Source organism: Acetivibrio clariflavus DSM 19732 (assembly GCF_000237085.1).
Taxonomy (GTDB): domain Bacteria; phylum Bacillota; class Clostridia; order Acetivibrionales; family Acetivibrionaceae; genus Acetivibrio; species Acetivibrio clariflavus.
This window is the reverse complement of record NC_016627.1, coordinates 3,134,641-3,158,253: the sequence shown is the minus strand read 5'-3', so window position 1 is coordinate 3,158,253 and position 23,613 is coordinate 3,134,641. Positions and strand designations below refer to the sequence as shown.

Genomic DNA, 23,613 nt, shown 5'->3' with positions numbered 1-23,613 from the left:
GTTTTGCAGTTAATATAATAAAATTAAAGACAAGAAAAAAGGATATGAAAATTGTAGCTGGAAAGGAAGCTTTAAATAATATTTATGCCCTCCAAAATCGCATCAACCAGACAGTCAAAAGATGGTGTCTCTCTTAAATGAAGAAGGGATTAGGATATTGGATGTAAAAAATAAGGTCCTCACAATATATGTGGAGTTGATGCTTATAAGTCCAAGAGTTTGTACCAAAATGAAGAGAAGATTGATTTAAGCGAAATGTAAAAAGACGATAGTATACCTGATTGCGGTTATATAAATTGGAACTGAAACACGACTAATCCGATAGAATTTAAAATATTTTTCTGTGTTTTATTGACAAATGTGAACTTTTAAACTAAAATAAACCATATAAAACCTATATGAATAATCGGATTACAAAACCGGAAAACAAATAAAATGTCAGGAGGAAATTTTATGTCAAAGATTGCAAAGAATTTAACCGAACTTATCGATAATACACCCTAGCTTGAAGTGTCAAATATAATTTTAAGACATTAAACCGTAGTATGGTTGCTTAAAGACGGCTATTTGAATAAAAAGAGCGAATATTTATTTCATACAAGCGAGTTAAATAGTTTTGATGAGAGGGTGACTTCCAAAAATAATATTTAAAACACGACTAAAACTATATGTTTACTAATATAGGAGGTTACAAAATGTCAGAAGGTAAAGAAGAACTGTTTAAAAAACTGTCGGATGCAGTGGTCAATATGGATGAGGATGAGACTGTCCTGGTGTCAAAAAAAGTGATTATTGACGGGTATGACGCTTATGAAGCGATTGACAAAGGCCTTGCTGACGGCATGGACAGAGCAGGAAAGCTGTTTGAAGAAGAGGAATATTTTATTCCCGAACTTTTAATGTGTTCCGACGCAATGTATGCAGGACTGGATGTGTTAAGGCCCCATATAAAAATAGACGAAAAGGGTGAAAAACACAGGGTTGTAATTGGGGTTGTCGAAGGAGACACCCATGACATTGGCAAGAACCTGGTAAAAATTATGCTGGAATCGGCAGGATTTGAGGTTTTTGACCTTGGCAGGGACATTCCGCCAATAAAATTCGTTGAAAAAGCAAAGGAAGTCAATGCAAAAATTATTGCCCTCTTCACTTTGATGACTACCACCATGGATGGCATGGCTGAAGTGATTAATATTTTAAATCAGCAGAAAATAAGGGACCAATATAAAGTAATGGTGGGTGGAGGACCTATATCTCAAAGTTTTGCGGATAAAATAGGAGCCGACGGATACTCGGTCAATGCCGCAGAGGCTGTGAGGCTGGCAAGAAGGCTTGTTGGAGGTGCTGCCTGATGCTTTGCGATCAAATGACTCCGAAAGAAAGAATGGAAGCATACAATAAAGGGCAGCAGATAGATAGGCTCCCCTGTGTTCCGATTGTGGGAAACACTGCGGCAAGGGTGATAAACGCTAAGGTGTCTGAAATCAGGAATAATGGCAAATTACTTGCAAAAGCGCATGTTGAAGCCTACAGAATGTTTAGGTATGACATCATAAGGGTTTTTACGGACTTGTATGTTCAGGCTGAGGCTATGGGGGCAAAAGTACATTGTCCCTATGATCAAACGGCATATCTTGAAGCCCCTGCAATAAGCGATGTTTCGGAAATTGATTCATTGGAGCCTGTAGATCCGTACAGGGACGGCATTTTACCCCAACATCTTGAGGCTATGCGAATAATTGCGGAAGAAGTTGGAGATGAAGTAACGGTAGCAGGTCCTGTTACAGGTCCTTTTACCAACGCATCCTTCCTGATAGGTTCTGAAAACCTTGTCAGACTAATCCTAAAAGACCCTGACAAAGTACATAAATTGTGTGAAATATCTTTGGAAACCTGTTTGAGATACTCAAAGGCAATTATTGATGCAGGATGTACACCTAGTCTTACGGATCCCATGTCTTCAAGCACTGTAATAAGTCCCCTTCAATTTAAGGAGTTCTCATTTCCGTATTTAAAAAGATTGATTGACTATATTCATTCAAGAGGCAAAAGCGTAACTTTGCACATTTGCGGAAAGACCAAAAAAATATGGGATCTGATGGCTGAAGCCGGTGCCGATTGTATAAGTATAGACAATGATGCGAACCTTCTTGAAGCAAAGCAAATAGTAGGCCATAGAGTAAGACTGATGGGAAATGTGAAACCTTCCGAGATCATGCTTCAGGGAACAGTTTCCGATGTAAAGAAGGCTGTTTATGATTGTGTACGTCAGGCCTATGACAGCCCGAAAGGCTATATTGTGGCTTCAGGATGCAGCCTTCCCACAGAGACGCCTTTTGAAAATATTCGTGCAATGATGGATGCGACAAGAGAAATCGGATATCCTCCCAATAAAGATTTAATTACATGATTTGCAAAGTTTATTTTCCTTAAGGGTTTGACGGAAAGATTGAGTTTATCGGCAATACTTCCCTGTCCGGTGCAAAAGCCTTTCTTTGGAATCAAAACTACAGAAGTAGAATGAAGATGTTAATAAATCGAAGTATTGGAACTGGCAAATTACAAAGATTTTAACAAGGTCTTTGCAAAATGCCTGGATTTTTAGGAGGAAGATATTATGAAAAATATAGATGTAAAAATAAGCTGCTCCGATTGCGGAGTGCTAAACTGCTATAGGCGCCAAAAGAGTTTTCCCGACTTTTGCCTGACTACCAATACATTGGAGAAAGAAATAGAGAAGGTAAACGAACTTTACAGAAATGACAGCCTGGTGTCTAAAATATCCCATGCGGCAGCAGAAATTGAAGGCACTTATTATGGAAAACTTACAAGAGTTGAGGAGATTATCGCATTTGCCAAAAGAATAGGTGCAAAGAAAATAGGGATTGCCACCTGCATAGGTCTTATGAATGAAACGAAGATTTTTACCAGGATACTGAAGGCAAAGGGACTTGAAAGCTACAGCGTAATTTGCAAGATTGGGTCGATAGATAAAACCGAAATTGGAATTCCGGAAAAGTTTAAAATTCAGAAAGGTTGCCACGAAGCGATGTGCAATCCAGTTTTGCAGGCAAAACTGCTTAACAAGGAAAAAACGGATCTCAATGTAATTGTGGGATTGTGCGTGGGGCACGATTCATTGTTTATTAAATACTCCAAAGCTCCTGTAACAACCTTGATAACCAAAGACAGGGTATTGGGGCACAATCCGGCGGCAGCTTTGTATGCCAGTGGATTTTATTACAAAAGGCTTTTTGAAGAAGGAGATATTTGAAAAATTATAAATATTACGGAGGAATAGAAATGAAAAAAAGAATACTTACAATTTTTATATTACTGTTAACTCTAAGTATATTGTTTAGCAGCTGTGGAGGAAAAAAAGCACAAAAGACCGGCTTGGAAAATCCAAAAGACAAAAAGGAACTAAAGGATTTTAATGTGGGCTATCTGGCTACTCCAGGACATGTGCTTTACTTTGTGGCAAAAGAAAAAGGATATTTCGAAGAAGAAGGACTTAATGTAAACATGTTTTTGTTTACAAACTCCGGCGAAGGACTGAATGCAATAAGCTCAGGCAAAGTGGATGTCGGTTCCTTTGGTACGGCTGCACCGCTTACTTTCATTTCAAAGGGAACTGATTTTGTCATCTTTGGCGGACAGCAAACTGAAGGACACGGAATTGTGGCCCTTCCTGAAAAAGCGCAAGAATTTACCGATTTAAACAGCTTCAAGGGCAAAACCATTGCCACTGTAAGACTTGCCACGGGAGATGTTATTTTCAGGGCTGCACTAACCGAAGCAGGCATCGACTGGAAAAATGAATTGACAATTAATGAGTTGGATTCACCGGCAGCGGTAATTGAAGCTGTCAAGAAAGGAAGCGTTGATGCGGGTATTGTATGGACTCCATTTATAAAACTTGGGGAAAAGCAGGGACTTGAAATAGTGAAATATTCCGGAGAATTGGTCAAGATGCATACTTGCTGCCGTCAGGTTGCCCTTTCGTCTAATATAAAGGAAAACAAAGAAAATTTTGTAAAGTTTATGGCGGCTTTGATAAAGGCATACAAATTTTATTTGGAAAACCAGGATGAAACAGTGGACATTATTTCGAAATATGCAAAAACAGACAAGGATATTATAAAAGAAGAAACATACGGCGGTCATATATACAGCATACCTGATCCGGATAAAGAAGGAGTTGTGAAGTTCTGGGATTTAATAAACAAGTCCGGATATATTACTTCCGATCTGAACATAGAAGATTATATAGACACATCAATATATAAACTTGCCCTCGAAGATGTTCTGAAGGAATATCCCGATGATGAAGTTTATAAAAAGCTTAAAGCGGATTTTAAGGAGTAAAGGGGAAGTATGACCATGAGTAAAATTTGCTTGCAAAATGTATCCTTGGAGTATGAGGAACACAATAGCAGGTTTTGCGCTATTAAAGACATCAGTATGTCCATAAACGAAGGGGAGTTTGTAAGTATTATCGGACCAAGCGGGTGCGGCAAGAGCACGCTTTTAAGTCTGTTGACAGGCCTTAATTTTCCTACTAATGGATATATTTTGCTGGACGGAAAGCAGATTGAGGGTACCGGCACGGAAAGAGGGGTTGTTTTTCAGCACTATTCATTGTTTCCGTGGATGACTGCCCGTAAAAATTTGATTTTTGGGTTAAAGCAGGTCTATAAGAAAAAAAGCAAAAAGGAGATAGAGGAAATCGCTGATAAATACTTGGATTTGGTAGGGCTTGGCGACTTTAAAAACAAATATCCGTCTCAACTGTCGGGAGGTATGCAGCAGAGAGTTGCTATTGCCAGAGCCTTTGCAATGAATCCCGGGATTCTTTTGATGGATGAGCCCTTTGGCGCTTTGGACGCAAAAAACAGAGTGGTTTTGCAAGAGCTTCTTCTAAACCTTTGGGACAATGGAAATGAAAGAAAGACGGTTATACTGGTTACCCATGACATAGATGAAGCAATACTTTTGTCAGACAAGATTTTTGTAATGTCAGCAGGGCCGGGAACCATCAAGAAACAAATAGATGTTGATTTGAAAAGACCCAGGGACAGAGCGACTCTTATAAGATCGGAAGAGTATTTGACTCTTAGAAACAAACTTGTCAGCCTCTTCTATGACGATTTGATAGAGAAAATAGGCGGAGATGAGGTGGTTCTGTAGGTGAATTTGGAGAGGGGGAATTTTTGTGAGGAGAATACTCAATGTGACAAATGCTTTCTTTTTGGCGGCATTGGTGCTCGAGCTTTTTCCGTCCAAAAGAGCTGATGTAAACACCTGGTATTATATTGGATTGGTGCTTGCACTGGAAGTTATATATATACTGAATTTATTATTGAAAAAAGATAATGAGAAGCTTCAGACTGTCGGTGATGTTATTGCCATTGTATATGGGATTTTGATAGTATGGGAGATTTTTACAACAAAAACCGATTTGGCAGACAGGTTCCTTTTTCCTTCCCCTTCGAACGTCCCCGCATTATTGATATCGGAACTGCCGGAACTTTTAAAAGGGACTTTAAGCTCATTTCAGCTGCTGTTTGCGGGGTACCTTCTGGCTTTGGCTTTAGCCATTCCACTGGCCCTGGTTATTGGTTGGAAAAAAAGACTTTACAAGGCTGTAAATCCACTTACAAAAGTATTGGGACCGATACCTCCCATAGTGTATATTCCTTATGCCATTGCCATACTTCCAACGTTTAAGGCGGCATCCATATTCATCATTTTTATCGGAGCTTTCTGGCCGGTGTTTATTAATACCCTAAACGGCGTGTTTAATGTGGATAAAAGAATTATTGACTCGGCGAAAGCTCTGAATGTAAATGAAGGTGCAATGCTTTTTCAGGTGATTTTGCCGGCAACCTTGCCTTCTATCATAAGCGGTGCCACTATCGGACTTGTCATGTCTTTTATTCTTCTGACTGCCGCGGAAATGATTGGAGCAACTTCCGGCTTGGGATGGTATGTGAAGTATTTTTCCGATTTTGCAGATTATCCGAGGGTTATTGTAGGGATTATTTTCATAGGATTCGTTGTAACGGGTGTCACTTTTTTGTTTGACAAATTAGAACGCTGTCTTTTGAGATGGAGAAAATGATGCTAGAAGGGTATGGTTTGTGAGTATGAGAAAATATTGGTATGAAGAGATAGATAACATGCCAAGATTTGTTTATAAAGAAGGATTTTTAAGAAATTCAGGATATGCAAAGCAGATGTAGACAATAACGGAGACGTTAATTCAATAGACTATGCAATAATGAAAAAAGAATTACTTTGCAATAGAACGGGATTTTGATTAAATAAGATCGATGGAGACAAATAAGGGAATGGTCATACAGGTTTGCTCTTGGTATGGCTATTCTTTTTTATATTTTTAAAGAATAGATTTATTGTACATTAATTTTTGGAACACGCTTACAATAACTGATGGAAATGATATAATTTTTTATAGTATGATATATAAATCTTATTATCAAAAACATACAGATTGCATAGTAGGTACCAGTGAATTAAACTTTGTAAAAGTTTTTGTTTTGCAGTTAATATACTTAACTAAATTAAAGACAAGAAAAAAGGATATGAAGATTATAGTTTAGGAAATACGGGTTATACCGACTTTAATATGAATTAAGGATGAATTGATTTGGATATCTGTTTGATTATTGTATGCTTTTTAGGCGATACACTAATTCCGAAAATGTGAAGCATTGAGTATAAATAAAATACTTCAAATAGGAGTGAATTAAATGGATTATACTTATCCATCAATTGGATTAAAGCTTATGAGCTTAAAAAATTTTCAAGACAGAGATTTTGCAAATAATGTAATATGCAAGATTAATGAATATGGAAAAGAGTTTATGCCACAGAAGTTTGATATGTATGAACCATTAAAAAGAAAATATGATCCAAATGATATAAGCGCGGTCATTGATGCATGGATGGAAGATGAAATGAACAGAGAGGTTTCTAAAAATGAGTTTGCTGAAGGGCTTCTTTTAATGAAGTCAAAAAGCAAAAGTAAAGCAAGTTATATGATAAGCTGAAGAAAGGAAAATATTATTCATTTTAATGGTTTTTTCTTTTCTGTAAATATTGAATATGTAAAAAATGAGAATAATTTTAATAAATTCTTAAATCTGTGTAAAGAACTGGTATGTTTGATTGAACCGGTATATGGTAAGATAGTGAATGAAAGCATTCCCGGTGCGTTTGAGCCGATAGATTTGGAAATTAGACATCCGGAGTTGCACTGGATGAATTTTTTCGGGAAACCGTATATTGATTTATTTGGTAGAGACAAACTCTTGTCTGCACCTGCATATAAAGTAGAATCTATAGGAGATAAAGTAATAGCCATACAAACTACAAATAACATATTTGAGCCTATACCAAATGATGTTAGAGAAAAAATAAAGAGACATTTAGGTGAAAATGCTTTTGTATGGGATGGAAAGCAAGCTTTAGCGTATAGAAATAAAGAAAACCTTGTACCTGAGTTTGATTTTTCAGAAGTTCTATTTGATAAAACTAAACCAATAATTGAACCACAGATCAGAACAAGACAAGTACAGAAATAACATGATTAGAAGTACTTATTATTAGGATAATTGTCTCAAAATACGAGAGAAGAATATCCCTAAAAATAAATGAGTTTTTATGAAGTAAAAATTACATATTAGTAGATTTTGCAATACATATTAAGGATATTTATGTACTTTATTGACCGTATAGCGGAAATTAAAATAATTACATTTATAATATGAATAAAAATAATAAAATATAATCCATTTACTTACTAGTGCACCAGACTTTGTTGAAGGATTCTGATTTACAATCGATGCGCTAATTGTAACAAAAGTTGAGAGCAGGCAGATAAAGGATATACAGGTTGGATATAAGGGATATTCAGAGAATCTAAAGACTGGTGAAAAGGGATTAAAGAAGGTTACTAATGTATTTGTAAGTGAAACCGATACTTTAATTCATGTATTTGCCGGAGATGAAGAAATATGCACTACAACAACGCATCCATTCTGGGTAGAAGGAAAAGGCTGGATAAATGCAGGTTATCTGGCTGCCGGTGAAAAATTAAAATTATATAAAAGTGAGCTACTTGAGTTTGAGAAGATTTAAGTTGAATATCTTGATGAAGTAATTAAGGTATACAACTTCGAAGTAGAAGACTGGCATACATATTATGTAAGCGGATCTGAAGTATTGGTTCATAATCAGTGTGGAGATAGTGCTAGAGTTGATGATGAGATTCGAAAGAGTTCAGAACTACCAGTAATTAAACGTGGTACTAAGGAGTGGGATGATGCAGTTGAAATTATAAGAAATAGTCGCAGATCAAATTTTAGGGTTGAAACGGCTTCTGATGCTAATGCTTTATTAAAAGAGGCAAGAGGAAATATGAACCATTATAAACAGTATTCATATGAAAAAATCAAATATAAAAAGGGTTATGAAACTCACAATATTAAGAATGCCAGAGAACTAACAGTGGGTAATGATTTACAACATATAAAGTGGCGTGAAGGAAAAAGTAGAGGACACATATTTTATGATAAACCAAATTAAGGAGAGATATAATGGCTGATTTCGAAGATAATATTTCTAACAGTAATAATATATTATATTCAGGTGATTATGAATATGTTGAATTGGGCAATAGTGATATTAGGGATTTTTTTAGTAATCATCTTGCAGATGATATAAAAGTTCTTACGAAGGATAGCTCTATTGAGTTTTGGGGTAAATACTTTAGTAAAAAAAATAAGACTGTAATGCAATTAGATAAAGATGATTGGGTATTAAAAGTGAAGTGGGAAAATATAGGTTACTGGACTAAGGATTACGATTGTAATTGCATAAGTAATGTAAAGAATTTACTTATGAAATGTATAAACTGGGAGGGAAATGCAAGCATTTATTTTTGCAGCAGTTGCTACAATATTTTAAAAACAAGTTGGTCTATATTTTTGGATAATTGGATTGAATTTATAACATATAATGAAGATGGGGCAATAATTGTAGCAGAAAATAAAAGTGAAGCCGTGAGTTTTGTAGCGATTGGACTTATTCAAATTGCAAACAGATATATATAATTTTTTGAAGAGATACTTTTTTAAAGAAGATTAAGTAAGTTCGCTATGAAAAAAATTTTATACTTCAAAGGTAAAAAAGGGAGATGGTAGTTTTTTATAATAAAAATAAAGTAGTAAACAATAAGTTTTTTATATTAGAATCGGTAGTTAAATTTAAATAAAAAAAGTAGGAGATTTGTATGTTGAAACTAAATACATTATCAAGTATATTATTAATATTTTTATCATTGAGTATAACTGTTAATGCAGCAACATAAATATGACGACTTGGGAAGGCTAAAAGAAGTTACATACAGTTCCGGGCAGAAAATAGAGTATACATATGATGCAGGAGGGAATATACTTTCTGTAAAAGATGTATCAGCAATCAAATTGAATCCAATAGGAAACAAGACTGTCTTTGTTGGTGAGGAGCTTAAGTTTACAGTAACCGCAGTTGGTCAGGAAGGAAGTGTACTTGAATATTCTGCCTCCAATTTGCCGGAAGGTGCGGTTTTTAACACTCAAACAGGCGAATTTAGCTGGACACCGACTTCTACACAGGTAGGAGTGTATACAAAAGTTACATTTCAAGTGACAGACGGTACAAATACAGCCAAACAGGGGGTTACCATAACAGTGAAAAGCAAAGTTATAAAAGGTGATATTAACGGAGATGGAGTATTTAACTCAATAGATCTGGCACTAATGAAAATGTACTTGACCGGATCTATAAAATTTACAGAAGAACAGTTTGAAGCAGCGGATGTGGACAATAGCGGAGAGGTTAATTCAATCGACTAGAGGATGTAAAAAAATTTGTGTATAGATGATTGAATGTTCTCCTTCTTGGCAAGGATTAATAATAATAAAAGCTAAGGAGGAGAACTTTATGTCAACGTTAACAAAAGAACAAATCAAACAATTAGTTCGGGAAAATAATTTCCAAAGTGTATCTGATATTAATGAATATCTTAAAGACATTTTTAAAGATATAATACAAGAACTTTTAGAAGCAGAACTTGAAGCAAAATTAGGATATGCTAAAGATGATGTAGAAAATAAAAAAACTGATAATAGTCGTAACGGTTATACGCCTAAAAAAATAAAAAGTGAGTTTGGAGAAATTGATATACAAGTACCAAGAGATCGTAAAGGCGAATTTCAACCTAAAATTATTCCTAAATATCAACGTAATGTTTCTGGAATTGAAGAAAAAGTTATAGCTTTATATGCAAGAGGAATGTCTACAAGGGATATCAGTCAACAAATTGAAGAACTTTATGGTTTTAGCCTATCAGCAGAGATGGTTAGTAAGATTACTGATAGAATTGCTCCAGAGATTAAGGAATGGCAACAAAGACCTCTTGAACCTATATACTCTTTTGTTTTTATGGATGCAATACACTATAAAGTTAAGGACGACGGAAGAATAATAAACAGGGCAGCTTATGTTGTTCTAGGTGTTACTATTGATGGATATAAGGATATTTTAGGGATCTGGATTGGTGACAATGAATCCTCAAAGTTTTGGCTTGGTGTACTGAATGACCTTAAAAATAGAGGAGTACAGGATGTTTTAATTTTTTGTGTTGATGGACTTACCGGACTTAAGGAAGCCATAAATGCTGCATATCCAAAATCTGAAGTGCAGCGTTGCATAATACATCAGCTGAGAAATTCTTTTAAGTATGTGCCATACAAAGACCTAAAAGCATTTAGTAATGATTTCAAAGAAGTATATCATGCTATTAATGAAGAAATAGCATTAGAAAAACTTTATGAACTTAAAGAAAAGTGGGGAAAGGAATATCCTTTTGTAATACGTAGTTGGGAAAATAACTGGGATGTTATAAGTCCATTTTTCAAATTTCCAGAAGAAATACGAAAAATAATTTATACTACAAATATAATTGAAGGACTACATCGTCAGTTTCGTAAGGTCACAAAAACAAAAACAATATTTCCAACAGACAGTTCACTAGAAAAGATTTTATATTTAGCATCAATGAATGTAGTAAAAAAATGGACACAACGTTACAAAAACTGGGATAGAGTACTTAGCCAATTGGTAATCCAATATCCAGGTAGGCTGGAAGAGTATATTTAAGAGCATTCACCCCCACCGCCCTCAAGGGCTCATCCTCATCGCCGGATGGGCTAGACCTCACAAAATTAAAAATATAGGTTTAAAAGGCTAATACTGACCATTATAAATGATTATTGCCAGATTTAATCAAGTTTATGTATAAAACTTAACAAATCCGGCAATAATATATAATGAAAAGGCAATAAAAAACAATATTCTGTAAACCTTGTCAACTAAAATTTACTTGCTAAAGAAGGATTACATAAATTATGATACACAAAATTACTTACATTCCCTTTTTGGTTGAAAAAGTTTTATCGATTTACAGAACTTTTCCAACCATTTTTATTAATGATTGTGTCATTCATGTGCGGGCCTGTTTGACGCTTACATTGTAACTAGTGATGACATGTCAAAATACGTATTTGACGTATCCACCAAGCGTTTAATAAGGCTGGAGGACAGAGTAGGTAATGCTCTTAGAATAATATATGATAGTAAAGGACAAATTGATTATGTAATTGATGATGTAGGCAGAAAGTTAGACTTTACGTTTAATGCCAATGGTAAGGTTGAAAGTATAGAAGATCCTTTAACCAATAGGTCAGTTAAATATAACTACTCCAATGGGCTTTTGACGAAAGTAATTGACAGCGAATTGAAAGAAACTACATACGAATATGATTCTAATGACCGGATTGTAAAAGTAATAGATGCAAATAACAATACTGCAGTGAAAATTGATTATGATGTATTTGGTCGTATTGTACGTCAATATGATGCAGAGGGAAATGTTACATACCAGGTATACAGTGACGCTACAAACGAGAGATACATTATAGATGCTAGAGGTAACGAATCAAGGGTTAGATTCAACCTTGATATGAGAGTAGTTGAAGAGGTAGATGCATTAGGTAATAAAGTTGTATATGAGTATTCCTATTATGACCCTGGTTCTAATAAGTGGGAAGTAATACCGGATGTAGACATAAGAACTCTCGAAGACAATAAAGATCCGAATACCAAAGCATATACAAAATATTTGGAAGCTGGAAAAGATAAGAGACTTAAGATTAAAGAAACAATGTATGATAAGAGGGGCAATGCTACAACCAATGAATATGATGAAAACAATAATCTTGTAGGTACAGTAGACCCGTTGAAACAGACAACTTCAATGGTTTATGACCCTGTTTATAAGCATAATCTGATATCAAAAACAGATAAGAAGGGTAATACAACAACCTATGTTTATGATAATGAAGGAAAGTACGGTCCAAAAGGTGCTCTATTAGTTAAGGAAATTGATCCTTTAGGAAATGAGTTGATATATGACTACTATACAAATGAATCAGGCATAAAGATTAAGGGACTGGTTAAAACTGTAACAGAGAAGAAAAGAGTAGACCAGAAAGACCCGAATAGTGAGCTTATAGAATTTAAAGTTACTGAGTACAAGTATGATGATCTGTACAATAACCGAACTCAAATCATAGACACTTTAGGGAACAGTACATATGAGGAGTATGATGCTGCAGGAAGGTTGCAAAAGGTAACCAATGCAAGAGGATATACTACCAAGTATACTTATGACAAAAACGACAGAATTATAGTTGAAGAGATATTCCCACAAACTAATGAGCGCAAAATACTGAAGAGAACCGAGAGCATTTATGATAATGTAGGTAACAAGACTTTTGTGATAGAAGAAAGGTTCGCTGCTGACAGACCGGACTATCCGAAAGAAGATTTGGTAACAGAAACAGTATATGACAGAAACAACAGACCTGTTCAAATATATGATGCAGAAGGCTACAGAGTTTCATATACATATGATGAAGCAGGAAATAAGGTAACGGAAACGGATAAAAGAGGGTTTACAACTATATACAAATATGACGAGCTTAACAGAGTCACTGAGGTAATAGATCCATTAAATAACACAACTACATATGAGTATGATGCAAATGGCAATGTTATAAAGATAACAGATGCGAAGAACAGAGTTACCTTTATAGATTATGACGAACTGGACAGAAAGTGGAAAGAGAGAATTCAATACAATGAAGACGGAGAGGAAAAAGAGGCAGTTTATGAGTATTTATATGATGAAAATGATAATCCGTACAGGGAGATAGATCCTAACGGAAAAATTATAGAGTATGAATATGATGCTCTCAATAGGATTACGAAAGAAGTAGATGGTTTAGGACTTAAAGATAAAAACGGCAACAGCATGGAGAAAATCGTCACTTATTCGTATAACTATGAAAGCGTTGTTGAGGACGGAAAAACAGTAAAATATGAAGTTATGACAGAGAAGGACTACCTAACCTCAACAAAAATCCGACCAATAGTAATAAAGAATGATGCTTTAGGTCGAATGAGAATAAAAATTGAAACAAACAATGGAGATAAAACAATACAGGAGTATGATGAAGTAGGTAACCTTAAATCTGTAAAAGATGCAAGAGGTAATGTTACATCCTATGAATACGACGGATTAAACAACATAATAAAAGTAATAGATGCTACAAGAATTAATTATTCGGAAGCAGTATTTGATTCCGTAGGAAATGTAATTGAGAAAATTGACAGAAGAAATAATAAGACTGAGTACAGGTATAATAAGCTTAACCAAGTTATAAAAACAACAACATGGTATACCGATGAGAATGGAGTAAAACAAGAAGTTGTTAGCGCCATTTTGTATGATGAAGCCGGTAATAAAAAGATAGCTACCGACGCAGAAATGAATTCAACAATATTTGAGTATGACGAACTTGGAAGGTTAGTTGCTGAAACCAACCCAATGTACAATACCCGTTATTACGGTTATGACGCAGTTGGAAATCAGGTATGGGTAACCGACTGGAAGGAGCATGACAGTTCGGAAAGTAATGTTCATCCGATAATTAACAGTAAAGGCGAGACTGTATACCGCCTAAAGACAACCTATGAATATGATGATTTTGACAGGCTAAAAACAGTTATAAGTACAGAAGGAGAGATTACAAGTTATACCTATGATGTAATTGGCAATATTAAGACCGTTACAGTTGACGGAGTTAGAAAGAATACATATTCATATGACAAGATGTACCGACTGGAAAAAATGCTGGATGGAGAAGATAGAGCAGAAACATATGATGAGTATGACTTGTTTGGAAGGCTGCTGCAGAAAACCGATAGGAACGGTCAGGTACATATATACACATATGATGAATATGACAATGTTGAAATCCACACTGTAACACGTAAAGTAAAAGAAAACGGAGTAGAAAAAGTAGTTAAAGATGTAAGAGAAACATACTACGATGCTTTAGGAAATGTAGTTAGAACAGTAGATGAAACGGGAGAAACCATATATAATTATAATGAACTGAATCTGCTGGATAATAAAGTATTACCTGACGGAAAGACAGTAGAGTATGAATATGATGAAGAAGGTAATATAAAGGAAATAAAAGATCCTTCAGGTAATGTAACAACGTATTTATTCGATGAAATGAATCGAATGAAGACGGTTACAACTAAAGATGGAACTACAACTTATGCTTACACCAAAAATGGAAACAGAAAGTCGTTAAAGCTACCGAATAATGTATTGACTACCTATGAGTACGATGCAAGAAACGTATTGATAAAGCTTGTCAATCAAGTAGGTTCATCAGTGGATATCTATGAATATGAGTATGATGAAAACAGCTTGCAGACAGCAAAGATTGAACCAAAAGGAAAAACAAGCTTTGAATACGATAACTTAGGTAGAATAAAAACAGTAGTCGAACCGGGTGGAAGAACAACAACTTACGCCTATGATGGAGCAGGTAATCGAAAGGAACAAACGGTTGAAGACGCATTAAATGATGTAAGTTCAAAATTGACATATCATTACGATAGATCAAACCGTTTGACAGATGTTTTAGAAGTACGTAATGGTTCGAATATTACTACTGTATACACCTATGACGGAAATGGTAATCAGATAAAGGTAGCTGCAACAGAGCCAGGGGATGTAATAAACGTATCTGAATATACGTTTGATGGGTTTAATCAGTTAAAAGTTGCAAAGACACAGGACAGTACATCGACAAGTAAATATGATGCTTTCGGATTAAGAGTTGAAAAAACAGTAGACGGAGTAACCACAAAGTATTACTACGATGGACAGAGTATATTGCTTGAAGTAAGAAGCGATGGATTAGAAAGCCATAATATCCAGGGAGTCAACCTGATTGCCCGTAAGATAAAGGGAGATTCCGATACTCTGTATTATCTGTACAATGGACATGCGGATGTTGTAAAGCTTGTAGATGGTGCAGCCAATACAGTAAATGAGTATGATTATGATATATTTGGAAACATATTATATCAACTGGAAAGCAAACCGAATCCGTATAAGTACTCAGGTTACTATTATGATGACGATACAGGATATTATTACCTAAGATCAAGATATTATGATCCGAAAATAGCAAGATTTATTTCGGAAGATACATATACCGGAGAGTACAACGATCCACTTAGTTTGAACCTGTATACATACTGCCAGAATGACCCGATTACATATGATGATCCTAACGGTCATTGGTTGCATATAGCTGCCGGAGCTTTAATCGGAGGATTGGTAAACACTGCAATAACAGCTGTATCAGACTTTATGGAAGACGGAAAGTTTAATAAAAGCTGGAGAGAATATGCCGGATCGTTTGCAGAAGGAGCAATAACCGGAGCAATAGGGGCAGCAACAGGAGGAGCATCGTTCATAGCAGCTGCAGCAGCAAGTGCAGCAGGATCAGTAGTTGGAAATGCAGTAGGGCAATATATATCAAAAGGTAAGGTGGATGTAAAGGAAGCATTATTTGCAGGTGCAACAGATTTAGTAACCATGGGAGCAGGGAAACTTGCAGGAAACCTTACAAAGAAGGGTATGAATAAGTTCGCTAAGACTGCTGTTGGTGAAAATGTACTGAAAAAAGCCAACAGTGTGAAGAGCAAGGTTCTTAACAAGATTAGCGGAGTTAAGACAAAAGTTCAGTCAATTGTAAAGAGAGAATGTAAGCATCCAGAATTAGGAATGTGCTTTACTGCCGATACACTTGTGTATACAAAAGACGGACATAAACGGATAGAAGACATAAAGGTTGGAGACCAAGTATATTCAGTAAATGTCGATACAGGCGAAAAAGGACTAAAAACGGTTAAACAGCTATTTGTGAATGAGACATATGAGTTGATTCATATATATGTAGGATATTCACAGATAAAATCTACCGCACCACATCCATTCTGGGTTGAAGGAAAAGGTTGGGTAGAAGCCGGAAATCTTTTAGAGGGAGATAAAGTTAAGCTCTACTCAGGGGAAGTACTGGAAATAAAAGAAATTCGCCGAGAGAGACTGGAAGAGCCTGTAAAGACTTATAACTTCGAAGTAGAAGACTGGCATACATACTTGGTATCAGAGAACAACGTTCTTGTACATAATGCCGGTAGTAAAAAGTGTCCTCTTAAATTTAGTTTTAAGTCTAATAAGTCTAATGCGGGAAATAATAATGTAAAATCAAAGCTACGAGATTCAAGAACTATTAATTTTAGTCAGAAAAGTATTGACTCAAAGTTTTCGGATGGTACGAATATAAAAGATACTATTTACAGACTTAAAAATGACCCAAGTTATGCAGAAAAAATGGAACCAATTCGAATAGTGAAATACAAAGATCTTCCGGCAGATGTACAACAAAAGTTGGCTTCACAAAATGTTGGAAAACACACGGTATTTACTTTGGACAATAGACGACTTTATGCGGCTAGGAAGGCAAAGGTAAAGGTCAATACTCGTTGGGCAACACCTGAAGAAATACAAAATTTTGCCACAGTAAAACGATTCACAACAATTAATGGTGGTAAGATGCCAGAAGTGAGGTGGTAATATGAGTAAAAACAATTCTATAGTTACAGAGTTGGGCAAATTAGACGGACGTGACTGCATTTATCTAGATAGCGTTAAACAATGTTTTTCTCCAAATAGATTAACTTTTAGCGGAGAAATAAATGGGGATCTTTGTGAAAATAATCCTTTTGGGCATAGGTGGCTTGCATATGAACTCAGTTTTTATCAGATTCAAGCCTTTGAATGCAGAGAACTTGAAATATGTAATTGGGAAATTGAGTCCAGTTTTGATGAAATACATGATTCTAAATTACTTATCGAACTAGGGTTAGATGAGAAAAGTTATAAACACTACATCCTATCTACTTACGATTATGTGTATAGTATAGTTGCCAAAGGATATGAATTAAAAATAACTGGTTATAGGAATGGATAGCTACTTTTTTAGACAGGCCGAGAGTAATCTCGGCTTTCTTTATAAATTTAAAGTAACCGTCAAATAGATCATCACATAGTAGAATGGTTGCGTAGTTGGTACAATCACTGTAAAAAAGATTAAACGGAGTGGTTGTATGGACATGGAAAAAGTAACAACTGAACAACAATTATCTAGGTGGGCACAATTAATACAAAACCGGCTTGAAAGTGGGCAAAGTATCAAAGAGTTTTGCCGAACGAATGGAGTAAGCAAAGCCACATACTACTATTGGCAGAAAAAAGTTAGTGAAGCAAAGTGTACAGTAGTTGAAGAAGTAAAAGAACCCAAAGCCGAAGTACCAAGTGGATGGATGCAACTTGCATCGAAACCGGTGTCCCCTGCAAAAGCTACACTGGAAATTAAAATTAATGGCTGTAATGTCATTGTAAACACGGAAACAGACTTAGAATTGTTAAAAAAAGTTTGCCAGGTGTTGATGGCGTTAATGATAAGATGGAATGAAAAACCAGTGTATCTTTGCTGTAGATATACGGATATGAGGAAATCCATCAACGGATTAATAACACTGGTACAAGAAAGCTTTTCACTTGATCCGTTTATGAATGCACTGTTTGTGTTCTGTAACAGAAATAGAAACAGGATAAAAATCCTTGAATGGGATGGAGATGGGTTTTGGCTATACTTTAAGCGATTGGAACGAGGTCGATTTCGCTGGCCAACAGAAGAAGATTCAACCACAATGCTTCTTGATGTAAAAGAATTAGCTTGCCTTATCGACAGTGCAAGATTGGAAAAAAAGCTTAGCCGAAAGGAGGTTTTAGAGCGTCAAATTTCATAAAGAAATTCCTTAAAAACCATCAAAAAGCTGGATTTAATGTAATTTTTATAGTAAAATTATCCTATGAATAGACAAGAAATTTCAGTAGAAAAATTACTTAATATAATTGAAGAAAAAGAACGAAGGATAGCTGAATTGGAACAACAAGTCCAATGGTTTATGGAACAAATGCGCCTTTCAAAGCGTAAACAATTCGGTGTATCCAGTGAACAAACAAAGATTGAGCAAATCAATCTTTTTAACGAAGAGGAAGAGACTCACAATTTAGCTATTTCCGAGCCACAAAAGATAGAAGTAAAAGCTTATTACCGTAAGAGAACTCGTCTGACAACAGATAAGCTTCCGGAAGACTTACCAGTGGAGGTAATTGAACACAAGTTACCCGAAAAGGAATGTATTTGTCCGGAGTGCGGTAGTGGGTTACATACAATGGGAAAAGAAACCCGTGATGAGTTGAAGATTATACCTGCTAAAGCGGTAATAGTGCGTCATATTAGACATGTATATTCATGCAGGAATTGTGAGAAAACATCCGACCATACACCGATTGTGAAGGCAGAGATACCGGAACCGGTCATAAAGGGAAGCTTTGCATCACCCGAGACAATTGCCCATATAGCGACGCAAAAATTCATGATGGGTTCTCCCTTATATCGTCAGGAGCAGGAATGGAAACAAAATGGCATTGAGATATCAAGGCAGACGATGTCAAATTGGTTGATAAAAGCCTGTGAGGACTGGTTGGAACCGATATATGAGGAAATGAAGAAACGGCTGTGTGAGCATGAGGTACTGCATGCAGATGAAACAGTCATGCAGGTGCTAAAAGAGCCAGGGAAGGCGGCACAGTCAAAGAGTTACATGTGGCTGTACCGAACGAGCGGGGATACAAGACATCAGATAATACTTTATGACTACCAGTCGGACAGAAAGCATATACATCCGGAAGAATTTCTAAAAGGGTTTTCGGGATATTTGCATGCAGACGGATATAGCGGGTATTACAAGTTGCCCGAAAAAATAACTGTAGTAGGTTGTTGGGCCCATGTACGGCGAAAGTTTTTTGACGCAATGGAAGCCCTGCCCAAAGAAAAGCAAGCAATGTCTAATGCTGCAAAGGGAGTAGCATATTGCGATAAACTGTTTCATTTGGAGAAACAGTTTGCATTGCTATGCCCGGAAAACCGGTTAGAAGAACGAGAAAAGCAATCAAAGCCTATCATAGATGAATTTTATGATTGGATAAGAAAATTAAATGTACTTCCCAAAACCCATCTGGGTAAAGCAGTACAATATGCTCAGTACCAGCGAAAATATCTTGAGAGGTATATGCTGAATGGACGATTGGAGATATCAAATAACCGTGCAGAGCGAAGTATAAAGCCTTTCGTAATCGGACGCAAGAACTGGCTTTTCAGTAATACGCCAAGTGGTGCGAGAGCGAGCGCGGTGTACTACAGCCTAGTTGAAACAGCAAAAGAGAATGGATTGAATCCTTTTGAATATTTGTCGTGGATATTTACTCAAGCTCCCAATCTTGGAAAGCCTGGTTATGTGAGCTCGTTTGCAGATTTTCTGCCCGGCAGCGTGAAAATACCTGCTAAGGTGTTTATACCGCAATCCAAAAGAACAGAGCTTGAGAAATATGCGTGGGAGGAAGACGAATGAGAGTTGGAAAACATACGATATTTATGATTAAATTTATCACGGATTTTATTAATGGCGAAATAGAACGTTATTTTTTTGTATTTGGATTATTCTGCATATGTAATAGAGCATTTTCCCCATATGGAGTATGAGAACAGTGAATTAGCGGACAAATTTGCTCATACTGTAGATCGAGCATATGAACTCGGAACTTCTCCTGGTTTGTCAGATGAAGAGTTCAGGATGGAAATTGCTAATGCTTTCAATGAATGGTTAGGCGAAAAGAGACCCAACTTAATTTAGATGCACATAGGTTGTAAAAATTAAAGATTAAGTTTTGGTTGAAAAGTTTTATCGATTTACAAAACTTTTCCAACCATTTTTATTAATGATTGTGTCATTCATGTGCGGGCCTGTTTGACGCTTACTTTAATAAGGCTGGAGGACAGAGTAGGTAATGCTCTTAGAATAATATATGATAGTAAAGGACAAATTGATTATGTAATTGATGATGTAGGCAGAAAGTTAGACTTTACGTTTAATGCCAATGGTAAGGTTGAAAGTATAGAAGATCCTTTAACCAATAGGTCAGTTAAATATAACTACTCCAATGGGCTTTTGACGAAAGTAATTGACAGCGAATTGAAAGAAACTACATACGAATATGATTCTAATGACCGGATTGTAAAAGTAATAGATGCAAATAACAATACTGCAGTGAAAATTGATTATGATGTATTTGGTCGTATTGTACGTCAATATGATGCAGAGGGAAATGTTACATACCAGGTATACAGTGACGCTACAAACGAGAGATACATTATAGATGCTAGAGGTAACGAATCAAGGGTTAGATTCAACCTTGATATGAGAGTAGTTGAAGAGGTAGATGCATTAGGTAATAAAGTTGTATATGAGTATTCCTATTATGACCCTGGTTCTAATAAGTGGGAAGTAATACCGGATGTAGACATAAGAACTCTCGAAGACAATAAAGATCCGAATACCAAAGCATATACAAAATATTTGGAAGCTGGAAAAGATAAGAGACTTAAGATTAAAGAAACAATGTATGATAAGAGGGGCAATGCTACAACCAATGAATATGATGAAAACAATAATCTTGTAGGTACAGTAGACCCGTTGAAACAGACAACTTCAATGGTTTATGACCCTGTTTATAAGCATAATCTGATATCAAAAACAGATAAGAAGGGTAATACAACAACCTATGTTTATGATAATGAAGGAAAGTACGGTCCAAAAGGTGCTCTATTAGTTAAGGAAATTGATCCTTTAGGAAATGAGTTGATATATGACTACTATACAAATGAATCAGGCATAAAGATTAAGGGACTGGTTAAAACTGTAACAGAGAAGAAAAGAGTAGACCAGAAAGACCCGAATAGTGAGCTTATAGAATTTAAAGTTACTGAGTACAAGTATGATGATCTGTACAATAACCGAACTCAAATCATAGACACTTTAGGGAACAGTACATATGAGGAGTATGATGCTGCAGGAAGGTTGCAAAAGGTAACCAATGCAAGAGGATATACTACCAAGTATACTTATGACAAAAACGACAGAATTATAGTTGAAGAGATATTCCCACAAACTAATGAGCGCAAAATACTGAAGAGAACCGAGAGCATTTATGATAATGTAGGTAACAAGACTTTTGTGATAGAAGAAAGGTTCGCTGCTGACAGACCGGACTATCCGAAAGAAGATTTGGTAACAGAAACAGTATATGACAGAAACAACAGACCTGTTCAAATATATGATGCAGAAGGCTACAGAGTTTCATATACATATGATGAAGCAGGAAATAAGGTAACGGAAACGGATAAAAGAGGGTTTACAACTATATACAAATATGACGAGCTTAACAGAGTCACTGAGGTAATAGATCCATTAAATAACACAACTACATATGAGTATGATGCAAATGGCAATGTTATAAAGATAACAGATGCGAAGAACAGAGTTACCTTTATAGATTATGACGAACTGGACAGAAAGTGGAAAGAGAGAATTCAATACAATGAAGACGGAGAGGAAAAAGAGGCAGTTTATGAGTATTTATATGATGAAAATGATAATCCGTACAGGGAGATAGATCCTAACGGAAAAATTATAGAGTATGAATATGATGCTCTCAATAGGATTACGAAAGAAGTAGATGGTTTAGGACTTAAAGATAAAAACGGCAACAGCATGGAGAAAATCGTCACTTATTCGTATAACTATGAAAGCGTTGTTGAGGACGGAAAAACAGTAAAATATGAAGTTATGACAGAGAAGGACTACCTAACCTCAACAAAAATACCGACCAATAGTAATAAAGAATGATGCTTTAGGTCGAATGAGAATAAAAATTAGAAACAAACAATGGAGATAAAACAATACAGGAGTATGATGAAGTAGGTAACCTTAAATCTGTAAAAGAATGCAAGAGGTAATGTTACATCCTATGAATACGACGGATTAAACAACATAATAAAAGTAATAGATGCTACAAGAATTAATTATTCGGAAGCAGTATTTGATTCCGTAGGAAATGTAATTGAGAAAATTGACAGAAGAAATAATAAGACTGAGTACAGGTATAATAAGCTTAACCAGGTTATAAAAACAACAACATGGTATACCGATGAGAATGGAGTAAAACAAGAAGTTGTTAGCGCCATTTTGTATGATGAAGCCGGTAATAAAAAGATAGCTACCGACGCAGAAATGAATTCAACAATATTTGAGTATGACGAACTTGGAAGGTTAGTTGCTGAAACCAACCCAATGTACAATACCCGTTATTACGGTTATGACGCAGTTGGAAATCAGGTATGGGTAACCGACTGGAAGGAGCATGACAGTTCGGAAAGTAATGTTCATCCGATAATTAACAGTAAAGGCGAGACTGTATACCGCCTAAAGACAACCTATGAATATGATGATTTTGACAGGCTAAAAACAGTTATAAGTACAGAAGGAGAGATTACAAGTTATACCTATGATGTAATTGGCAATATTAAGACCGTTACAGTTGACGGAGTTAGAAAGAATACATATTCATATGACAAGATGTACCGACTGGAAAAAATGCTGGATGGAGAAGATAGAGCAGAAACATATGATGAGTATGACTTGTTTGGAAGGCTGCTGCAGAAAACCGATAGGAACGGTCAGGTACATATATACACATATGATGAATATGACAATGTTGAAATCCACACTGTAACACGTAAAGTAAAAGAAAACGGAGTAGAAAAAGTAGTTAAAGATGTAAGAGAAACATACTACGATGCTTTAGGAAATGTAGTTAGAACAGTAGATGAAACGGGAGAAACCATATATAATTATAATGAACTGAATCTGCTGGATAATAAAGTATTACCTGACGGAAAGACAGTAGAGTATGAATATGATGAAGAAGGTAATATAAAGGAAATAAAAGATCCTTCAGGTAATGTAACAACGTATTTATTCGATGAAATGAATCGAATGAAGACGGTTACAACTAAAGATGGAACTACAACTTATGCTTACACCAAAATGGAAACAGAAAGTCGTTAAAGCTACCGAATAATG

The 23,613-nt window shown here is 35.7% G+C and carries 21 protein-coding genes; all 21 read left to right on the top strand.

Annotated features, from left to right (window positions below; all coding sequences use genetic code 11):
* The first annotated feature begins 695 nt into the window (after positions 1–695).
* The 21 genes from CLOCL_RS13270 to CLOCL_RS13175 all read left to right on the top strand — a co-directional run bounded on the left by CLOCL_RS13270 (position 696) and on the right by CLOCL_RS13175 (position 23,598).
* The gene (locus tag CLOCL_RS13270; RefSeq protein WP_014255821.1) at positions 696–1,352 is read left to right on the top strand and encodes a corrinoid protein; all 657 of its coding nucleotides are present in this window, start codon (positions 696–698) and stop codon (positions 1,350–1,352) included.
* A complete protein-coding gene (locus CLOCL_RS13265) occupies positions 1,352–2,410 on the top strand; it encodes a uroporphyrinogen decarboxylase family protein (protein WP_014255820.1) in 1,059 nt (352 codons plus the stop codon). Before CLOCL_RS13270 ends, CLOCL_RS13265 begins: the two co-directional genes overlap by 1 nt.
* 207 nt (positions 2,411–2,617) lie before the next feature.
* Positions 2,618–3,274, top strand: coding sequence for a DUF1847 domain-containing protein (locus CLOCL_RS13260; protein WP_014255819.1), 657 nt, complete (start codon positions 2,618–2,620; stop codon positions 3,272–3,274).
* Positions 3,275–3,303: 29 nt separating this feature from the next.
* The gene (locus CLOCL_RS13255; RefSeq protein WP_014255818.1) at positions 3,304–4,368 is read left to right on the top strand and encodes an ABC transporter substrate-binding protein; all 1,065 of its coding nucleotides are present in this window, start codon (positions 3,304–3,306) and stop codon (positions 4,366–4,368) included.
* 15 nt (positions 4,369–4,383) lie between these two features.
* Positions 4,384–5,190 (top strand): ABC transporter ATP-binding protein, encoded by an 807-nt coding sequence (locus tag CLOCL_RS13250; protein ID WP_027621705.1) that lies wholly within the window; start codon positions 4,384–4,386, stop codon positions 5,188–5,190.
* Positions 5,191–5,215: 25 nt separating this feature from the next.
* The gene (locus CLOCL_RS13245; protein ID WP_027621704.1) at positions 5,216–6,124 is read left to right on the top strand and encodes an ABC transporter permease; all 909 of its coding nucleotides are present in this window, start codon (positions 5,216–5,218) and stop codon (positions 6,122–6,124) included.
* Between the two features lie 84 nt (positions 6,125–6,208).
* Positions 6,209–6,322, top strand: coding sequence for a dockerin type I domain-containing protein (locus tag CLOCL_RS23830; protein ID WP_081467100.1), 114 nt, complete (start codon positions 6,209–6,211; stop codon positions 6,320–6,322).
* A 451-nt stretch (positions 6,323–6,773) separates the two neighbouring features.
* Positions 6,774–7,073, top strand: coding sequence for a hypothetical protein (locus tag CLOCL_RS13235; protein ID WP_014255815.1), 300 nt, complete (start codon positions 6,774–6,776; stop codon positions 7,071–7,073).
* A gap of 114 nt (positions 7,074–7,187) precedes the next feature.
* Positions 7,188–7,607, top strand: a complete 420-nt coding sequence (locus CLOCL_RS13230; protein ID WP_041715171.1) for a hypothetical protein — start codon at positions 7,188–7,190, stop codon at positions 7,605–7,607.
* Between the two features lie 256 nt (positions 7,608–7,863).
* Entirely contained in the window at positions 7,864–8,163 is a 300-nt protein-coding gene (locus tag CLOCL_RS23825; protein WP_081467099.1) for a polymorphic toxin-type HINT domain-containing protein, read from the top strand.
* 21 nt (positions 8,164–8,184) lie between these two features.
* Complete coding sequence (locus CLOCL_RS13225; protein ID WP_117405990.1) at positions 8,185–8,610, top strand: hypothetical protein; 426 nt, start codon at positions 8,185–8,187, stop codon at positions 8,608–8,610.
* An 11-nt stretch (positions 8,611–8,621) separates the two neighbouring features.
* Positions 8,622–9,137 carry a DUF2947 family protein gene (locus tag CLOCL_RS13220; RefSeq protein ID WP_014255813.1) on the top strand — a complete coding sequence of 172 codons (516 nt, stop codon included), beginning with the start codon at positions 8,622–8,624 and terminating at the stop codon, positions 9,135–9,137.
* 243 nt (positions 9,138–9,380) lie between these two features.
* Positions 9,381–9,920 carry a putative Ig domain-containing protein gene (locus CLOCL_RS13215; protein WP_014255812.1) on the top strand — a complete coding sequence of 180 codons (540 nt, stop codon included), beginning with the start codon at positions 9,381–9,383 and terminating at the stop codon, positions 9,918–9,920.
* A gap of 88 nt (positions 9,921–10,008) precedes the next feature.
* Complete coding sequence (locus CLOCL_RS13210) at positions 10,009–11,226, top strand: IS256 family transposase (RefSeq protein ID WP_014255811.1); 1,218 nt, start codon at positions 10,009–10,011, stop codon at positions 11,224–11,226.
* Between the two features lie 334 nt (positions 11,227–11,560).
* Complete coding sequence (locus CLOCL_RS13205; RefSeq protein WP_014255810.1) at positions 11,561–17,137, top strand: polymorphic toxin-type HINT domain-containing protein; 5,577 nt, start codon at positions 11,561–11,563, stop codon at positions 17,135–17,137.
* A gap of 1 nt (position 17,138) precedes the next feature.
* A complete protein-coding gene (locus CLOCL_RS13200; protein ID WP_014255499.1) occupies positions 17,139–17,534 on the top strand; it encodes a hypothetical protein in 396 nt (131 codons plus the stop codon).
* A gap of 136 nt (positions 17,535–17,670) precedes the next feature.
* Positions 17,671–18,375 (top strand): IS66 family insertion sequence element accessory protein TnpB, encoded by a 705-nt coding sequence (gene tnpB, locus CLOCL_RS23820; RefSeq protein WP_014255809.1) that lies wholly within the window; start codon positions 17,671–17,673, stop codon positions 18,373–18,375.
* Between the two features lie 63 nt (positions 18,376–18,438).
* Positions 18,439–20,043 (top strand): IS66 family transposase, encoded by a 1,605-nt coding sequence (gene tnpC, locus CLOCL_RS13185; protein WP_014255808.1) that lies wholly within the window; start codon positions 18,439–18,441, stop codon positions 20,041–20,043.
* A gap of 75 nt (positions 20,044–20,118) precedes the next feature.
* Positions 20,119–20,325, top strand: a complete 207-nt coding sequence (locus CLOCL_RS22595) for a hypothetical protein (protein WP_169313366.1) — start codon at positions 20,119–20,121, stop codon at positions 20,323–20,325.
* A gap of 114 nt (positions 20,326–20,439) precedes the next feature.
* Positions 20,440–22,377 carry an RHS repeat domain-containing protein gene (locus tag CLOCL_RS13180; protein ID WP_041715168.1) on the top strand — a complete coding sequence of 646 codons (1,938 nt, stop codon included), beginning with the start codon at positions 20,440–20,442 and terminating at the stop codon, positions 22,375–22,377.
* Positions 22,378–22,716: 339 nt separating this feature from the next.
* On the top strand, positions 22,717–23,598 hold the full coding sequence (locus CLOCL_RS13175; RefSeq protein WP_041715166.1) for an RHS repeat protein: 882 nt from the start codon (positions 22,717–22,719) through the stop codon (positions 23,596–23,598).
* Positions 23,599–23,613 lie beyond the last annotated feature (15 nt).

Coding starts and splice junctions, on each gene's coding strand:
- CLOCL_RS13235 (WP_014255815.1), top strand. CDS start 6,774: ATGGATTATACTTATCCATCAATTGGATTAAAGCTTATGAGCTTAAAA.
- tnpB (WP_014255809.1), top strand. CDS start 17,671: ATGGACATGGAAAAAGTAACAACTGAACAACAATTATCTAGGTGGGCA.
- CLOCL_RS13270 (WP_014255821.1), top strand. CDS start 696: ATGTCAGAAGGTAAAGAAGAACTGTTTAAAAAACTGTCGGATGCAGTG.
- tnpC (WP_014255808.1), top strand. CDS start 18,439: ATGAATAGACAAGAAATTTCAGTAGAAAAATTACTTAATATAATTGAA.
- CLOCL_RS13255 (WP_014255818.1), top strand. CDS start 3,304: ATGAAAAAAAGAATACTTACAATTTTTATATTACTGTTAACTCTAAGT.
- CLOCL_RS13265 (WP_014255820.1), top strand. CDS start 1,352: ATGCTTTGCGATCAAATGACTCCGAAAGAAAGAATGGAAGCATACAAT.
- CLOCL_RS13260 (WP_014255819.1), top strand. CDS start 2,618: ATGAAAAATATAGATGTAAAAATAAGCTGCTCCGATTGCGGAGTGCTA.
- CLOCL_RS13250 (WP_027621705.1), top strand. CDS start 4,384: ATGAGTAAAATTTGCTTGCAAAATGTATCCTTGGAGTATGAGGAACAC.
- CLOCL_RS13200 (WP_014255499.1), top strand. CDS start 17,139: ATGAGTAAAAACAATTCTATAGTTACAGAGTTGGGCAAATTAGACGGA.
- CLOCL_RS13215 (WP_014255812.1), top strand. CDS start 9,381: ATGCAGCAACATAAATATGACGACTTGGGAAGGCTAAAAGAAGTTACA.
- CLOCL_RS13210 (WP_014255811.1), top strand. CDS start 10,009: ATGTCAACGTTAACAAAAGAACAAATCAAACAATTAGTTCGGGAAAAT.
- CLOCL_RS13220 (WP_014255813.1), top strand. CDS start 8,622: ATGGCTGATTTCGAAGATAATATTTCTAACAGTAATAATATATTATAT.